This is a genomic window from Streptomyces sp. MZ04 (genome assembly GCF_004684775.1).
Lineage (GTDB): Bacteria > Actinomycetota > Actinomycetes > Streptomycetales > Streptomycetaceae > Streptomyces.
Map to the genome: position 1 here is coordinate 1 of NZ_SRIC01000498.1, position 2,688 is coordinate 2,688.

The 2,688-nt window shown below is 74.6% G+C and carries 1 protein-coding gene; it reads left to right on the plus strand.

Features of this window, described 5'->3' with window-relative positions:
- Window positions 1-2,688 (plus strand): acyltransferase domain-containing protein (locus E2651_RS42420; RefSeq protein WP_135336598.1); only part of this gene is annotated, 2,688 nt, incomplete at both ends.

Genomic DNA, 2,688 nt, shown 5'->3' on the forward strand with positions numbered 1-2,688 from the left:
ATCCACCCCCACCTCCTCGTCCTCAGCGCCCGCTCCCAAGCCGCACTGCTGCGGCTCGCCACCGCCCACGCCGACCATCTCGACGTCGGGGGCGCGGGCCGCGAGGAGTCGCTGCGCGACGTCTGCGCCACCGCGGCGACCCGCCGCGACGCCCACCCCTTCCGCCTGTGGGTCGTCGGCGAGGCGCACGACGACTTCGTACGGAAGCTGCGGGCCCTCGCATCGGGCGAGCACATACCGGACGGTGGGCTCGGCGACGCGGGTGTCGCGGGGCCCCGCCGCACCGTGTTCGTCTTCCCCGGCCAGGGCGGGCAGTGGCTCGGCATGGGGCGCGGCCTGTACGCCTCGTCGCCCGCCTTCCGCGCGGCACTCGATGCCTGCGACCGCGCCGTGGGCGCCGAACTGGGCTGGTCCGTCGTGGAGTTGTTGCATGCCGACGCCGACGCCTTTCCGGCCGGGGTCGAGCGCGTGCAGCCCGCCCTGTGGGCCGTGGAGGTCGCCCTCGCGGCGGCCTGGCGCGAGCTGGGTGTCGAGCCCCGCCTGTGCGTCGGCCACAGCATGGGCGAGGTCGCCGCCGCCCACGTGTCCGGCGCCCTGACGCCGGCCGACGCCGCCTCGGTGATCTGCCGCCGCAGCCGGCTGATGAAGCGCACCGCGGGACGCGGCGCCATGCTGGCCACCGAACTGTCCGCAGCCGAAGCGCGGCACCTGATCGAGCGCCACGGCGACCGGGTCTGCGTCGCGGCCGAGAACGCCCCCGCCTCCACCGTCCTCGCCGGGTACGAGGACACCCTGACCGGCATCGAGGAAGAGCTGCGCGCCCGCGGTGTGTTCTGCCGCCGGGTGAAGGTGAACGTCGCCTCGCACTCGCCCCTGATGGACGAACTGCGCGACGACCTGACCGCCGAACTCGCCCACCTGGCCCCGGCCGATGCCACCACCCGCCTGATCTCCACCGTACGCGGCACCGCCGTGGACGGCCCCGAACTCACCGCCTCCTACTGGGCGGACAACCTCCGCAGCCCCGTTCGCTTCACCGGCACGGTCGCCGAGATCGCCCAGGAGCGCGAGAGCGTCTTCGTCGAGATCAGCCCGCACCCGGTGCTGCTGGCCGCGCTGCAGGAGACACTGGCCGCGCCCGAGCACGAGGCCGGTGCGGCGGTCGCCTCGCTCTGCCGCGACGCGGACGAACCGCGCGAACTGGTCCGTGCGGCAGGGCGGTTCTGGGCCGTGGGCGGCGACGTGGACTGGGGCTGCTGGTATCCGGGTCCGGTACGCACCGTGCCGCTGCCCCACTACCCCTGGGACCTCACGGAGTTCCGGCACCGTCCCCTCCCCGAGACCCACCACGCCTCTGCAGCCGTCACGGCCCCCACCCTCCAGGTGGACGTTCCCCTGTCGCGCCTCGGCCTGCACGAGTGGGGCGAGGGCGTCCGCCTGCACGGCATCGCTCCCGTCCCGCCCGCCGTTCATCTCGCCACCCTGCTCACCACCGCCCGTGACGCCCTGCCGGGAGGCATGTTCCGGCTGGCCGAGGTGACGCTCGGCACCGAGCCGCTCGACCTGACGGACAGTCATGACGTCCTGCTGCGCACCCTGGTGAGCGGCCCCGACAGCCACGGCGTACGCCGCGCCACCGTCGAGGCGCACCGCCCCGGCTCCCGCGACGGCATCCTCTGCGCGAGCGCCGAACTGCGGGAGAGCGACAGCTCGGAGGCGGTGGACGGCTCGGCGTCCATCGACACCGCCCTCGGCCGCTGCCGCCAGTACCTCTCCGCCGCCGCCTTCGACGCTCTGGCCACGCGCCAGGGATACGAGATCGGCGAGGCGTTCCGTGCGGTCGATCAGCTGTGGCGGCGCGAGGGCGAGGCGGTGGCCCGGATGCGCCGCCCCAAGGCCCCGTCGCCCGCCGCCTGGGAGACCGGTCTCCAGCCGCTGCTCGCCGCATGGCCGACGGAGCAGGGCGCGTACGTCCCTGTCGGCTTCGCCGGCGTCGAGTTGTACGCGGATCTGACCGAGGACTTCTGGAGCGTCTGCACCTTCAGGGCGGGCGGAGCTCCCGGTTCCGCCGTCGCCGAAGCGGTACTCCTCGGCCCGGACGGCCGCCCCCTCGCCCGCTTCACCGGCATTCGGCTGCGCCGCCTGCGCACGGGCGGCCGACCCCCGCTCGCCCCGGCGGTCTCGGCGCTGCCCGCCGTCGTACGGACGGCGGGCAGGAACGCCGGACGCGGTGCCCAGGCTCTCGTGACCCGGGTCCGGGCGGCGGCCGCCGCGTTCGGCACACCCACGACGCTCCGCCCTGCCGCCCGACCGGAGGCGAGGCGAGCGCCTTCGCCGCCGACCACGACATTGCCGACCACGACATTGCCGACCACGACACCGGCCACCCCGACACCGCCGACCACGACACCGGCCACCCCGACGCAGACCACCACGGATACCGGCCCGGACGCGGTGCGGATCCTGGCAGCCACCGTCCTCGGCATGCCCGCCGAGCACCTCGACGGCCGTCGGCCGCTGCGCGACTACGGCCTCGACTCCCTGATGGCCGCGCAGCTACAGGTGCGGCTGCGCCGCGAGTGCGGCATCGAGATCACGGTGGGCCGGCTGCTGGGAGACGAGAGCCTGTCCGCGATCGGGCGCGGGTCTGTCTCTTTTACACATCTCCGAGCCCCACGAGACGCTCAT